Source organism: Vibrio sp. J2-4 (assembly GCF_021728155.1).
Lineage (GTDB): Bacteria > Pseudomonadota > Gammaproteobacteria > Enterobacterales > Vibrionaceae > Vibrio > Vibrio diabolicus.
Window position 1 is genome coordinate 1,079,761 of the sequence record NZ_JAKKCN010000001.1, and the last position, 12,650, is coordinate 1,092,410.

Here is a 12,650-nt window from a genome sequence, read left to right on the forward strand (position 1 = left end):
AATGCAAAGTAAAGTTGTAGAACGCAAAGCAAACCCTGAGTTGAGTGAAAGTGGAGTTTCTTCTGAGAAAGAATTTATCAATAAGATACTAGATCAGCGAAAAGAGGGTCTTAAAATCAGGCGGGAAAACCTGGTCAGTCTTGGTGATTTCGCCATTGACCAGGTTCGCTGGTATACCTGGTTTCAAACCTCGCATGAAGACGAACAAATTTGTACATTACGTCTTTACGAAACTTCTCTAATGGGCGCTTGTTATCATCGACTTGCTATGAATCCCAATGATGAATTAACTATCAAGATTCTCGACTATCCTGAAGTAAAGTGGGACGGGGAAGGCATTTTAAAAACGGGGTGCATAAATCCTAATAGATGGATTGATATGTATTTCATATCGACAATTGTGCGTGACAGGCCAAGTATGGACATATTGGCGAACTTTCCAATTTCTTTGATGAGGCAGAGCTCTACCAAAGCGGGTGAGCTGTCTTATATGCTAGTAGACGTAATTCAGTCGTTCCACAACCGCACACCGGATTATCCTGATAAGCTGGTTGCAGCAATGGACGCAGCGGTAGCTCAAGGGGATAACTGGGCGTTGGAAATTGCGATGGGGATCCTAGAAACCTTCGCAGCGCTCACTACTGACATTGGTTATGATTTTGAGGAAGTGCTCGTTAAAAACCTACAGTTTCAAGAGAAATATCATCTTAGAGAATTAGGACCAGATAGGATAGGCATCCGAACTTTTATTAACTTCCCTCTTCTTGGTATGGCCTGTATGTGGTACGACAAAGGCAACCGTTTATCTATTGAAACCGGTTGGCTTCCTCCTTATCTCGTCGAGGGGCGTTGGCTAGAAGATGTAAAAGCAGGGAAGATCACTCGATAAACTCCTTTAGTTAGCAATTCAGTATATAAGCCACCTCTCATGAGGTGGCTTTTACGTTTTGTTGAGCTATATGGTGCGCATTATGTTGGTGCACTAAAACCATATTGGTGCATTTATTAGCGTGTTAAGCACCATTTCAAGAATGCCTAATTTTATTAAAGTTCATACAAAACAATAAATTAAAGTGTAAGTGTTAGAAATGTAAATTATGGAATGAGAATTGCTCTGTTAGACGCTCTATAAATTAAGTTCACCAAATTGGTGATGAGCCTAACTTTGATGCACAGGATAAGTGCGCTACAGATCAACGGAGACAATCATAATGAGTGTAACTGCCAATCAGGTACACGGCGCTGTACAAACTCTCACGCAAAGTTCCGACACACTTTTCTTACTACTTGGCGCAATCATGGTTTTTTTGATGCATGCTGGTTTTGCTTTTCTTGAAGTAGGAACCGTGCGCCAAAAGAACCAAGTTAATGCTTTAGTTAAAATCTTGGCCGATTTCGGTATTTCCGCCATTGCGTATTTTTTCATTGGATACTGGGTCGCTTATGGCGGCACCTTCTTTGCTGATGCAGAGACGTTATCTCAAGGCAATGGTTACGAGTTGGTGAAGTTCTTTTTCTTGCTGACCTTCGCTGCAGCGATTCCCGCTATTGTTTCAGGTGGTATCGCAGAGCGAGCTCGTTTTTATCCGATTCTAATCGCAACATTTTTCACTGTCGGCATCGTATACCCGTTATTTGAGGGAATGATCTGGAACGGAAACTTTGGTGTTCAAGCTTGGTTTGAAAATACCTTTGGTTATGGATTCCACGATTTTGCAGGTTCAGTCGTTGTACATGGTGTTGGCGGCTGGATAGCGCTGGTTGCCGTTGTGTTTTTGGGCATGAGAAAAGGCAGAGTTCGAGCAGGAAAGCATACCAACTTTGCACCTTCGAATATTCCGTTTTTGGCTTTGGGAGCTTGGATCTTATGTGTGGGGTGGTTTGGCTTCAACGTCATGTCAGCTCAAACCGTGTCAGGCATAAGTGGCTTGGTGGCTATGAACTCATTGATGGCAATGGTCGGAGGCATTGTCGCGTCATTGTTGGCTGGTAAGAATGACCCCGGCTTTATTCATAATGGCCCACTGGCTGGCTTGGTTGCTGTATGTGCGGGTTCAGACTTAATGCATCCTATCGGTGCTTTAGTGACAGGTGCGATTGCTGGCGTGCTATTTGTTTATCTTTTTACCTACCTACAAAACAAAACCAAGATTGATGATGTGCTAGGGGTTTGGCCTTTACACGGTTTATGTGGTGCTTGGGGGGGGATTGCAGCAGGGATCTTTGGTCAAAGCGCGTTGGGTGGGCTAGGTGGCGTGAGCATTATCGTTCAGCTTCTAGGAACGCTTTTGGGCATTTCTATCGCAGTGATTGGGGCGCTTGCAGTCTACGGCGCGATCAATGCCAGTATGGGACTAAGGCTTTCGGAAGAAGACGAATTCAATGGCGCTGACCTAGCCATTCATAAAATATCTTCTACCAACGAGGATTGAGGCCAATGTGGGAGCGGCGTAAAGCCGCTCTTTTAGCAATTGCCTTTTTTTGCTTGGCCAGGGGGACAGAAATCTCCATTACCACGATGGTTATCGTCATTGGTGCTGACTCTTACTTTTACGTCGTCCACTTCGCCTTCAACATTGGTTAGTTGGCAACCTGCTAAAGTCGTAAGTAATATAAGCGCTAGAGATACTTGTCTCATTGCTGTTCCTCTTAAATTGTAATTCTAATAGTGACCATTACGACCATGGTCTAATCCATATTACTACTGTTGCTATTCTTTCAGTGTTAAGCTAATGAAAAAACAGCAAGGATGAGTTATGAATTTCCCTTATAGAAATATTGTAGTACTTACTGGTGCAGGTATCTCGGCCGAATCTGGTATTCAAACATTTCGTGCGCAAGATGGCCTTTGGGAGAATCACCGTATTGAAGATGTAGCAACACCTGAAGGGTTTGCTCGCGATCCGGACCTTGTTCAAGACTTTTACAACCAACGCCGCAAGAAACTTCAAGACAATGCGATACAGCCGAATGCCGCGCATAAGGCACTGGGCCGCCTAGAAACCGAGTTAGAAGGTAAAGTGACGGTCATCACTCAAAATATAGACAACCTTCACGAAAGAGGCGGCAGCCATAACGTCATTCATATGCACGGTGAGCTTTTAAAAGCGAGATGCAGTGAATCAAACCAAGTTATAGAACATAGTGAAGACATTAAGACTGGTGAGCTTTGTCATTGCTGTCAGATCCCTTCACAAATGCGACCACATATTGTTTGGTTTGGTGAAATGCCACTACGAATGGGGGATATCTACGCAGCATTAGAAGAAGCAGATTTATTTATTTCTATCGGGACTTCTGGCGTCGTATATCCCGCAGCAGGTTTTGTTCATGATGCAAAAATGCATGGCGCGCACACCATCGAAATTAACCTCGAGCCTAGTGCGGTAGAAAGTGAATTTGAGGAAAAACGCTACGGAAAAGCAAGCGTCGAGGTTCCAAAATTAGTTGACGAGATACTGGCTCTAGAAGGAAAAGAAAGAGCGTAATAATTCTCACAGAGGAGAGCTTTTGTCTTGTCATTAAGAACAAAAAAAGCGGCTCATGAGCCGCTTTTTCATATCTTTAAAACTAACGAATTAGTTGTTCACTTTTAGCTTTTGGAAGTACTCATCGTACATTACGCTCGCTTCGCCAACTTCATCTTGCCAAGTACCGCTGTCCATCACTTCTTGTGGTGGGAAGATGCTTGGATCGTTAGCAAATTCTTTCGGTAGCAGTTCGTGTGCCGTTTTCACTGGAGTAGGGTAACCAATCTCTAGTGCGATCTTAGCTGCGTTTTCTGGGCGCAGTAAGAAGTCAATCATCTTATGAGCCGCATCAACGTTCTTCGCGCCAGCTGGAATTGCCAGGCTGTCCATCCAGAAGATCGTTCCTTTTTCTGGCCAGATGATGTCGATGTTCGCGCCTTCTTGACGAGCCATGTAAGCAGAACCATTCCAAAGCATACCAAGTGAAACTTCACCCGCTAGGTAAGGGTTTGCAGGAAAGTCTGAGTTAAATACTAATACGTTTGGCATTAGCTTTTTCAGTTCTTCGTAAGCGGCTTTGATTTCTTCTGGGTTAGTCGTGTTTGGTGAGTAACCAAGCTTAGTCAATGCAATGTGGAATACTTCGCGAGAATCATCCATCAACATTAGTTGACCTTCCCACTTGCTATCCCAAAAATCATCCCACTTCGTAACAGACGATTTGTCTAGCATGTCAGCATTGATACCAATACCTGTCGCACCCCAAATGTAAGGGATAGAGTAGTTGTTGTTCGGATCGAACGGCTTGTTAAGGAAGTTAGTATCAAGATCGGCAAAATGAGACAATTTCTCTTTGTCGATCTGTTGCAGCATGCTTTCTTTACGCATTTTAGAGACGAAATAGGTAGACGGTACTACCAAGTCGTAACCAGAACCTTGGGTTTTAAGTTTTGCGTACATACTCTCGTTAGATTCATATGTAGAGTAAATAACTTTGATTCCAGTTTCTTTTGTAAAGTCTTCAAGAACTTCGTTTGGAATGTATTCCGACCAGTTGTAGAAATACAGTTCTTGATCAGCAGCCATTGCAGGGGTAGCGATGAGCGTCGCTGCACATAGAGCGCTTGCGTAGAATTTACTTTTCATTTGTTTTCCGTTTTGTTTCGCGATTGGACAAGTCAATACTAGCTGGAGTTATCAAGTTGATCCAAATCGCAGTAAGCACAAATCTGTTTATTTAGCTCGAGGGCTGTATCTCCGCTTTGTGAGAAGATAAAACTAGACATCGAGCCAGATAAACCTAGCAACGCATAATTATATCAGTCAATTACAAAAATAGGCAGCGTATTGCTGCCTATTTTCTTTTAGTCGATGACTTGTTACACAAGCTCGATTACTGTCCCGCTTTCAGCTTTAGGAAGTAATCTTCGTACTTAACGGTTAGATCACCAACCGCATCTTGCCATTCCACTCGATCAAGATCTTCTTGAGAAGGAAATAGCGGTGCAACATCTTTAAACTTAGCGTTCGATTCCTCTACCGCTGTTAAGTAACCAGTATCACGTGAGATTTGCTCTGCGATTTCTGGACGTAGTAGGAAGTCGATCATCTTGTGAGCTGCTTCTACGTTCTTCGCACCGGAAGAGATAGCGAAGTTATCAACCCAACCGATACCGCCTTCTTTAGGAAATACGAGTTTAAGGTTTAGGCCTTCATTTTGAGCAGCTGCAGCGCTGCCGTTCCAAAGCATACCAACGCCAACTTCACCAGACATGTAAGGTGCGCCTGGGTTGTCAGAGTTGAAAACTAGAACGTTTGGCATCAACTTTTGTAGCTCAGCGTACGCTTCATCGATTTGTTTAGGGTCTTTTGAGTTGCCTGAATAGCCGAGTTTACGAAGTGCGATGTGGAAGACCTCACGAGTGTCGTCCATCAGCATTACTTGACCTTCAAGATCAGGCTTCCATAGGTCTGCCCAGCTTTGGAAGTCGTTTGGATCGTACATGTCTGCGTTAACCGCTAGACCTGTAATCGCAACAACGTGTGGAATAGAGTAGTCGTTATTTGGATCGTAAGGCTTGTCTAGATAGTTCTTATCTAGGTTGCCGAAGTTTTTCAGCTTAGTCTTATCGAGCTTTTGCAGCATACCTTCATCGCGCATTTTTGCTACGAAGTACGTTGAAGGTACCACTAGGTCATAACCTTGGTTATGAGTTTTTAGCTTTGCGTACAAAGTTTCGTTCGACTCGTAAGTCGAGTAGATCACTTTGATACCAGTTTCTTTGGTAAATTGCTCTAGGATATTACTGTTGATGTAAGGCCCCCAGTTCATAAATACCAATTCTTTATCGTCCGCTGCCGCTGAACCTGAGAACAGAGAAAGCGCACATGCACTACCAGCTAATAGAGTAGCCCATTTTTTCATTGACGTTAGCTCCAAACCAAACGTTGTCCAAATCATTTTGGACGGTAGATAGAAAAACAGAATGGCATGTAACCATTCTGTTTCGTGATGTTAACGGATGTGGATTTTACTTTACTTTTTCTCTTGCAAGCAACTGAGAAATTACGACAAGAATTAAAGAAACCACCAACATGACCGTTGCAAGAGCATTCACTTCCGGTGAAATACCCACCTTAACCATCGAGTAAATTTTCAATGGTAGGATTTCATACGTTGGACCTGTTACGAACGAACTAATAATTACGTCGTCCAGAGACAGGGTAAAGCTAAGCAGCCAGCCTGCCGCAACTGCTGGTTTTGCAAGAGGAAGGATGATCTGCTTTAAGATAACCCATTCACTTGCGCCAAGATCTTTTGCTGCTTCCAACATCTTCACATCGAAGCCATTTAAGCGGCTGTATACTGTTACCACCACAAATGGCAAACAGAAGGTGATGTGGGCAATCAATAGAGTAAAGAAGCCCAGCTGTGCGCCTAATACTAGGAACAGAGCAAGTAATGAAATCGCCATGACAATATCTGGAGACATCATTACGACAAACAACATGCCGTTTACAGCACCTTTGCCTTTGAACGAGTATCGGAATAGGGCAACAGCTGTTAAGCTACCAATAATAGTAGCCGCTGTCGCAGAAAATACCGCCACGTTCAATGAGTGCCATGCAGCCTGCATTAGGCTGTCGTTGTTGACTAGGGTTTCATACCATTTCGTGGTGAAGCCACCCCATTTCATACCAAATTTATTGGCGTTAAATGAGTTTACGATTAGTACAACGATTGGCAGGTACAAAAATGCATAAACCAACGCCATAAAGCTAAATCTAACTGTGCGTCCCATTAGTCTAGCTCCACTTTCTTATTCAATAATTTGCCTGCTCGGTAGTAAGCGTAAAGCATTACCGCCATTGCGAAGGTGAGGGCGATACTGGTCGCAGCACCAAATGGCCAATCACGAGCGTTCAATACTTGGCTCTTAATTACGTTACCAATCAGTAGGTTCTTCGCACCGCCTAGAAGATCTGAGATGTAGAACATACCCAGCGCAGGCAGTAGAACCAACAAACAGCCACCGATAATGCCAGGCATTGTCAGAGGTAGAATTACTTTAGTAATGGTTTGGAGCTTGTTCGCACCGAGGTCTTTTGCTGCCTCGATGTAAGTGTTGTCCAACTTCTCGATTGCCGAGTAAAGCGGCAGAATCATGAAAGGAAGTAGGATGTATACAAGACCAATCATTACAGCCGTTTCGGTATACATAATACGCAACGGCTTGTCGATGATTTCCATTGCCATCAGCGACTTGTTCAAAATGCCCTGTGTACCGAGAACAATCTTCAGTCCGTAAGTTCGAATCAAAGAGTTCGTCCAAAATGGTACGATCACCAAAAACAGCATAAACGGACGCCATTTTTCAGGCATTTTCGCTACGATATAAGCAAACGGGTATCCAATGACTAAACACAACAACGTTGCCACAATTGCCATGTAGAACGAGTGCATCAGCACTTTCGCATACAGTGGGTCCAGCAGACGCAAGTAGTTGTCGAAAGTGAATGTCATTTCGATTAAGTTTGCTTCATCACGCGTTAAGAAACTGGTACCAATAATCATCACGTTTGGTACCAACACAAACAGTGTTAGCCAGCCTACGATTAAGGCAATGATCGCGTTCTGAAGATTAATCTTCTTGCTTATCATTGAGTACTACCTCCCAGCTCTCAACCCAAGTGATAGCGACTTTCTGGCCAAGTGAGTGGTCCACATCAGGATCATCTTCGTTAAAGAATTCGCTTACCATTACACGCATACCTGAATCCAATTGGATAACAGAATCTAACGTCATACCTTTATAAGTACGCTCAGTTACGTGACCAACAATGCCTTTTTCTTCAGACTCTTTGATTTCTTCGATACGTAAGTCTTCAGGGCGAAGTAGTACTTGTAGTTTGTCGCCTTTCTGTGCTTCCTTATCGTAGTAAACGACGGATTCAACACCTTCAATTTCTGCGCGGATGCGTTTGTCATCGATGCGCTCTAGCATGGTTGCATTGAATACGTTGATCTCACCAATAAAGCGAGCAACAAACAGGTTCTTAGGCTCTTCATAAATCTCACGCGGAGAGCCATCTTGTTCGATAACGCCATCACGCATCACGATAATGCGGTCTGACATCGATAGGGCTTCTTCCTGGTCGTGTGTTACAAAGATAAAGGTAATACCAAGTTGACGCTGAAGCTGCTTCAACTCGATCTGCATTTGTTTACGCAACTTGTAGTCCAGCGCCGATAGCGATTCATCGAGCAGAAGTACTTTTGGTTTATTAACAACTGCACGAGCAATTGCGATACGCTGTTGCTGGCCACCAGAAAGTTGGTGCGGTTTACGCTGTGCCATTTTTTCTAGACGAACCATACGTAATGCTTCCATTACTCTTGGTTCAATCTCTGCTGCAGGTGTTTTCTGCATACGAAGACCAAAAGCGACATTGTCAAAAACGGTCATGTGTGGAAACAGTGCGTAGCTTTGAAATACCGTGTTGACGTGTCTCTGCTCAGCAGGAACCTGTGTTACATCTTGGTCATCCAAAATGATTTGACCGTTATCCGCCGCTTCAAAACCAGCAATCATTCGTAAAACTGTCGTTTTACCACAACCAGAAGGCCCAAGAATCGTCAGAAACTCACCATGATTAACATCCAGATTTAAATTACCGATGATTTCCTTACCATCGAAACTTTTACTAATACCAGATAAACGAATAACTGGCTTTCCTGCTTGCGGTTTTGCGTTCAACGTCTGTATTTCCCCCACGTTCAAGCTGGAATAATCCCAGCTGATGTGACACTAGCCATTCACTTTTGAGGCGCGCATCATAATCACCAAAATTGTGAAATTAAAGCATTTTCTTATCTTGAAACAGAAAAAATTTTGCAGGCAAAAGTCATCATTCCTTACCATACTGTTTTTATAAGATTAATTGGCATTTAAACACAGTTTGATAGCACTAGCCTCTGTTCAATAATTGTTTTCAATTTCATAACTTTGAGAGTGGTTAATTATCAACCATACAGTTGAGATTGCAAGGATAGTACGTGAGTTGTGATGTTAGATGTGGAAAGATTTCTTTATAATAACGGCCACATTAATTGACTGGAATTCCAGTGAAAATTTTACAAGTTAATCTTGGATAAACTATGAACGACGATTTTGAGAAAGATTTCAATCTTGGGGGGAGTGTAGAGCGAGCTTTGTCTGGCAACTACGAGCTTAAAGCTGGGGCTGTTTTCAATGAGGCTTGGCGAGCAACCATCCAGCACTTTTTATCCTTTTCTCCTGCTATTATTGTATTGCTTTTTGTCCAGTTAGGTATTTTCTATATCGCGTTACAACTACAGTTGGGTGATCTGACTGTTATTCTTGATGCATTTGAGAATCCAGAATCATTCACTAACGATATTGTGTCTTCTATTTATGTCGCGAACTTTAGTTATGAGGTGATCAGCGCTCCAATTTATGCAGGGATCAGCTTGATGGCCATGAGCCATATCGCGGGCCTAAAGACTAAGTTGCGCCATGTAGGCAAAGGGCTGCAGTTTACTATTCCCGTGATCCTAGCAACGCTGATGAGCCTAATGCTGCAAGGCGTAGTTGGTATGATCTTCCCTCTACTGTCCCTGTATCTTTCTTTAGCGTTTAGTCACTCTATCTTGTTGATTTGTGAAAAAAGAGTGCCACCAATGCAGGCGCTATTGTTATCACTTCGCGCTATTAACAAGAAGATTTTTGTCGTCGCAGGGCTTTACTTAGGCGTGATGTTGATGTTTATTATCGCTGCGATGTTCTACGGTATTGGCTTGATTTTTGTGTTGCCATTCTTCTTTCATTTGAAAGGCATACTCTACCGAGAAATGTTTGGAATTAAGCTCAAGATCGTTGCAACACAGAAAAACGACAATGATCACGATGGTAACTCACAGGTGTTTGATGCCTAATTCTTTAAAATCAATAAGTTTACGAGTGGCGGCTACCTGTATAGCCGCCACTTTCATTTCTATTGGACCGTATTTACACTACGAGCAACAGTTTAAATATGTTGAGAATCCTGATGTGCTGTCCGGGACAATTAAGCATGTCGATTTGTCTCATTTGCCACACATTGGTGATATCCCTGACTTCAACGCAATAAAAGACACCAAAGAGAAAAAAGCGGCGTTTTTTGATTTTTTAAGGCCTAAAATAGCACTTGAGAATCAACGAATTCGCCATGAACGAGCGTTTCTTACTTCTTTAAAGGTGGGACAAATCACTCAAGAGCAAGAAGAGTACGCTCAGCGACTAGCGGCTCTGTATTCTTTGCCTTTGAGCGACAACAAAGTCGATCACGCGTGGTTGGGTGAAATGCTTGTGCGAGTGAATGTCTTACCAGAAGCGCTGGTTCTAACTCAAGCAGCAAATGAATCTGCGTGGGGCACTTCTCGTTTTGCCACTCAAGCTAACAACTTGTTCGGCCAATGGTGTTATAAAAAGGGTTGTGGAATTGTTCCTGCGCAACGTGGCGCAGGCAAAGCTCATGAAGTTGAAAAATTCGATTCTGTACAGCAGTCGGTTCATGGCTACTTTATGAATGTTAATCGAAACCCAGCGTATGCTGAACTACGTGAAATCAGAGCTTCTCTAGCCGAAAAGAACAAAGACCTGTTATCGGTCGCAACGGCGTCAGAGTTAACTCATGGATTGCTAGCATATTCTGAACGTGGCACTGCTTATGTACACGATCTTCGCGCTATGATTCGTCATAATAACGCCTACTGGACACAATAAAATAACGGATAAAATGAAAAAGTTAAGCCTAAGTCTATTGGGAAGTGCGGCGCTAATTCTTGTATCGCCAATAACCCAAGCTCAAGAGTACATGTTCACGTACTCGAAGTTATACACCCAACTCAAAAACAACAATAAAGAAGGGCATGACGACGTGAAAGTTGGTGTCTTCTTTGTGGATGCGAAAACTAAGCAAATTTGTACAATAGAAAAAGCTTGGATGGAAAAAGAAGAGCACTATGAAGAGTTTGTTATCCCTGCTTCACAAGAGTTGCCTCTGCCAGTCGATAAAAACTTAAAGTCAGCGAATCCGTTGGTTTTTGTCGATACTCCAAAAGATACTCGCTGCGATTACTCACTTGTCGTGATGACCAAAGAGCCATTACAGGGTAACGTTTCTTACGAGCAACTTAAGCCTCTTCTACCTCAAATGCAGACGATGCTGGAAGATTTAGGCGGTATGTTTGCGGGTTGGTTTACACCTGAAGTTCAAGGTGTGACGATGGAGTTTGCAAATCAACTGAATGATAAAGTGATTTTCTCAAACGGAACCGAAAAGCCAATTGTCAATGGCAAGATACAAGTCGCACTAAGTGAAATAGGGCAAGGTGGCACAATGACACTACCAGAACCGACGATGCGAGTGCTACCTTATCTGCCTAACGCAAAGAAGTGAACACTGAGAGTTTAGAAAGGGCTGCAATTGCGGCTCTTTTTTCAGTTGTGACAGTAACTAAAGTATCTTTCACACTCTTTTCTTAAAGACTCAATAAGACAAGCATTTAATCCTGCGTAAAAAGCTCGTATAATCCACGCCCCAAAGAAACCCATGTTAGGAAGTCCTAGTCGATTTATCGGCGATGTGAGAGCCCGCAATGAACCAAATAGATACAAGAAAAGAAACCCTAGAATTCAACAAGCTTCAGAAACGCCTGAGAAGACATGTTGGAAATGCCATTACTGATTACAACATGATCGAAGAAGGCGATGTTGTGATGGCATGTATTAGCGGTGGTAAAGATTCATTCGCGATGCTTGATATCCTGCTGAATCTTCAAAAAGCCGCACCGATCAAATTTGAAGTGGTTGCGGTAAACCTAGACCAAAAACAACCGGGCTTCCCTGAGCACATTCTGCCAGAGTATTTCGAAACACTGAATATCCCTTACTATATTGTCGATAAGGACACTTATTCCGTCGTAAAAGAGAAGGTGCCAGAAGGCAAAACCACTTGTGGTCTGTGTTCACGCCTGCGACGTGGTACGCTGTACTCATTTGCAGAGAAGATTGGTGCAACTAAGCTTGCGCTAGGTCATCACATGGATGACATTGTCGAAACAATGTTCTTGAATATGTTCCACGGCTCTCGCCTTAAAGCGATGCCACCAAAACTACGCTCTGATGATGGTCGTAACGTGGTAATTCGTCCATTAACTTACTGTCGTGAAAAAGATCTGATCAAATACGCTGAACACAAGGATTTCCCAATTATTCCGTGTAACCTTTGTGGCTCTCAAGAGAACCTTCAGCGTCAATCTATAAAAGCAATGTTGATTGAATGGGATAAGAAGACGCCAGGGCGTGTGGAAGCGATTTTTAAATCAATTCAAAACGTAAGCCCAAGCCAACTAGCAGACCGCGAATTGTTCGACTTTGTTAACTTACCGCTAGATCGCGAAGGTAACCGCGAAGAGTATGAATTTAATGAGGCTGTCGTTTCTTCGACGAATATTGATGAATCAATGTTCATCGATGTTACGAACATCTAACTCGTAAAAAGGAGGTCAATTAGACCTCCTTTTTTGTGCCTAACGCTCTAACTGCTCCAAACAAAAATCCCCCTGTATTGGGGGGATTTATTAGCGTCTGTTTGAAAGCGCTCAATATAGCAATG

General features: G+C 43.0%; 13 protein-coding genes. 7 read left to right on the top strand and 6 right to left on the bottom strand.

From position 1 onward, the window contains the following. The first annotated feature begins 1 nt into the window (after position 1). Together L3V32_RS04915 and L3V32_RS04920 are read left to right on the top strand one after the other, a co-directional pair. Positions 2-889: an immunity 49 family protein gene (locus L3V32_RS04915; protein ID WP_237283912.1), complete on the top strand. Its 888-nt coding sequence runs from the start codon at positions 2-4 to the stop codon at positions 887-889. A 322-nt stretch (positions 890-1,211) separates the two neighbouring features. Then, positions 1,212-2,432 carry an ammonium transporter gene (locus L3V32_RS04920; protein ID WP_012841834.1) on the top strand — a complete coding sequence of 407 codons (1,221 nt, stop codon included), beginning with the start codon at positions 1,212-1,214 and terminating at the stop codon, positions 2,430-2,432. Positions 2,433-2,464: 32 nt separating this feature from the next. Here L3V32_RS04920 and L3V32_RS04925 read toward each other — a convergent pair whose 3' ends face one another. Continuing rightward, on the bottom strand, positions 2,465-2,638 hold the full coding sequence (locus L3V32_RS04925) for a hypothetical protein (RefSeq protein WP_012841833.1): 174 nt from the start codon (positions 2,636-2,638) through the stop codon (positions 2,465-2,467). A gap of 118 nt (positions 2,639-2,756) precedes the next feature. Here L3V32_RS04925 and cobB point away from each other — a divergent pair, with 118 nt between their 5' ends. Beyond that, positions 2,757-3,488 carry a Sir2 family NAD+-dependent deacetylase gene (cobB, locus tag L3V32_RS04930; protein ID WP_005396469.1) on the top strand — a complete coding sequence of 244 codons (732 nt, stop codon included), beginning with the start codon at positions 2,757-2,759 and terminating at the stop codon, positions 3,486-3,488. A gap of 90 nt (positions 3,489-3,578) precedes the next feature. On the opposite strand, the gene L3V32_RS04935 is transcribed toward cobB, so the two are convergent. From L3V32_RS04935 to potA, 5 genes are all read right to left on the bottom strand, one after another. Then, the gene (locus L3V32_RS04935) at positions 3,579-4,616 is read right to left on the bottom strand and encodes an extracellular solute-binding protein (protein ID WP_005396470.1); all 1,038 of its coding nucleotides are present in this window, start codon (positions 4,614-4,616) and stop codon (positions 3,579-3,581) included. A gap of 247 nt (positions 4,617-4,863) precedes the next feature. After that, positions 4,864-5,895 (bottom strand): extracellular solute-binding protein, encoded by a 1,032-nt coding sequence (locus L3V32_RS04940; RefSeq protein ID WP_213901820.1) that lies wholly within the window; start codon positions 5,893-5,895, stop codon positions 4,864-4,866. Between the two features lie 106 nt (positions 5,896-6,001). Then, complete coding sequence (potC, locus tag L3V32_RS04945) at positions 6,002-6,772, bottom strand: spermidine/putrescine ABC transporter permease PotC (protein WP_005396472.1); 771 nt, start codon at positions 6,770-6,772, stop codon at positions 6,002-6,004. Then, positions 6,772-7,632: a spermidine/putrescine ABC transporter permease PotB gene (gene potB / locus L3V32_RS04950; RefSeq protein ID WP_012841831.1), complete on the bottom strand. Its 861-nt coding sequence runs from the start codon at positions 7,630-7,632 to the stop codon at positions 6,772-6,774. Before potB ends, potC begins: the two co-directional genes overlap by 1 nt. Beyond that, complete coding sequence (potA, locus tag L3V32_RS04955; RefSeq protein ID WP_005396475.1) at positions 7,613-8,728, bottom strand: spermidine/putrescine ABC transporter ATP-binding protein PotA; 1,116 nt, start codon at positions 8,726-8,728, stop codon at positions 7,613-7,615. The genes potB and potA overlap by 20 nt, the downstream gene beginning before the upstream one ends. Before the next feature lie 401 nt (positions 8,729-9,129). On the opposite strand from potA, the gene L3V32_RS04960 reads away from it, so the two are divergent. The 4 genes from L3V32_RS04960 (at position 9,130) to ttcA (ending at position 12,525) form a co-directional block, all read left to right on the top strand. Continuing rightward, on the top strand, positions 9,130-9,927 hold the full coding sequence (locus L3V32_RS04960; protein WP_005396476.1) for a hypothetical protein: 798 nt from the start codon (positions 9,130-9,132) through the stop codon (positions 9,925-9,927). Beyond that, positions 9,920-10,756 (top strand): glucosaminidase domain-containing protein, encoded by an 837-nt coding sequence (locus L3V32_RS04965; RefSeq protein WP_237283913.1) that lies wholly within the window; start codon positions 9,920-9,922, stop codon positions 10,754-10,756. Before L3V32_RS04960 ends, L3V32_RS04965 begins: the two co-directional genes overlap by 8 nt. Positions 10,757-10,769: 13 nt before the next feature. After that, positions 10,770-11,432 (top strand): DUF2987 domain-containing protein, encoded by a 663-nt coding sequence (locus L3V32_RS04970; RefSeq protein WP_005396478.1) that lies wholly within the window; start codon positions 10,770-10,772, stop codon positions 11,430-11,432. A gap of 199 nt (positions 11,433-11,631) precedes the next feature. Next, positions 11,632-12,525: a tRNA 2-thiocytidine(32) synthetase TtcA gene (ttcA, locus tag L3V32_RS04975; RefSeq protein ID WP_005377502.1), complete on the top strand. Its 894-nt coding sequence runs from the start codon at positions 11,632-11,634 to the stop codon at positions 12,523-12,525. The last annotated feature ends 125 nt before the right edge of the window (positions 12,526-12,650 follow it).

What these genes read in the sequence shown, in the direction of transcription:
- ttcA (WP_005377502.1), top strand. Translation starts at nt 11,632, where the DNA reads ATGAACCAAATAGATACAAGAAAAGAAACCCTAGAATTCAACAAGCTT.
- potB (WP_012841831.1), bottom strand. Translation starts at nt 7,632, where the DNA reads ATGATAAGCAAGAAGATTAATCTTCAGAACGCGATCATTGCCTTAATC.
- cobB (WP_005396469.1), top strand. Translation starts at nt 2,757, where the DNA reads ATGAATTTCCCTTATAGAAATATTGTAGTACTTACTGGTGCAGGTATC.
- L3V32_RS04970 (WP_005396478.1), top strand. Translation starts at nt 10,770, where the DNA reads ATGAAAAAGTTAAGCCTAAGTCTATTGGGAAGTGCGGCGCTAATTCTT.
- L3V32_RS04960 (WP_005396476.1), top strand. Translation starts at nt 9,130, where the DNA reads ATGAACGACGATTTTGAGAAAGATTTCAATCTTGGGGGGAGTGTAGAG.
- L3V32_RS04940 (WP_213901820.1), bottom strand. Translation starts at nt 5,895, where the DNA reads ATGAAAAAATGGGCTACTCTATTAGCTGGTAGTGCATGTGCGCTTTCT.
- L3V32_RS04915 (WP_237283912.1), top strand. Translation starts at nt 2, where the DNA reads ATGCAAAGTAAAGTTGTAGAACGCAAAGCAAACCCTGAGTTGAGTGAA.
- L3V32_RS04925 (WP_012841833.1), bottom strand. Translation starts at nt 2,638, where the DNA reads ATGAGACAAGTATCTCTAGCGCTTATATTACTTACGACTTTAGCAGGT.
- L3V32_RS04935 (WP_005396470.1), bottom strand. Translation starts at nt 4,616, where the DNA reads ATGAAAAGTAAATTCTACGCAAGCGCTCTATGTGCAGCGACGCTCATC.
- potC (WP_005396472.1), bottom strand. Translation starts at nt 6,772, where the DNA reads ATGGGACGCACAGTTAGATTTAGCTTTATGGCGTTGGTTTATGCATTT.
- L3V32_RS04920 (WP_012841834.1), top strand. Translation starts at nt 1,212, where the DNA reads ATGAGTGTAACTGCCAATCAGGTACACGGCGCTGTACAAACTCTCACG.
- L3V32_RS04965 (WP_237283913.1), top strand. Translation starts at nt 9,920, where the DNA reads ATGCCTAATTCTTTAAAATCAATAAGTTTACGAGTGGCGGCTACCTGT.